General features: G+C 66.6%; 1 pseudogene. It reads left to right on the top strand.

Annotated elements, in window-relative coordinates:
• Window positions 1-308: pseudogene (locus tag RM572_RS29115) on the top strand (hypothetical protein); the annotation flags it as partial.
• Window positions 309-461 lie beyond the last annotated feature (153 nt).

Here is a 461-nt window from a genome sequence, read left to right on the forward strand (position 1 = left end):
TCGCCGCACTGAGCGCACCGGGCAGTGCGGTGGCCACCGAGTTCGTACCCGGGCTCAAGGATTTCGACCCGGAGAAGGCCCGCGCCGCCACCGCGGCGTTCAGCCAGATGGGGTTGAACATGGACATGCCTTCGCTGATCTACCACGGCGAAAGGCATTCGGCCGCTGACTATTTGAGCGCCAAGGGCTGGCAGATGACCGGAGTGGTCCGGTCGGAGCTGTTCGTCCGCCACGGCCTGCCGGTTCCCGACCGCGACGAGAACGACCCAATGGGCGAAATCGTCTACATCAGCGGCACTCTGAGCTGAGGACCGGTCAGGACGCCCGGCTACCGGCCTGTTGACGCGGACGACGTGCCGGCGTCGGCCTCGATCTCGTAATCCAGCTGGGGCGGTGCTTCGGGAGTTCCGGGTATCTCGGTGCCGCCGATCGGACACCGGGCGGTCTCGGGCACCTTGATC

Source organism: Streptomyces hazeniae (assembly GCF_031845485.1).
GTDB classification, from domain to species: domain Bacteria; phylum Actinomycetota; class Actinomycetes; order Streptomycetales; family Streptomycetaceae; genus Streptomyces; species Streptomyces hazeniae.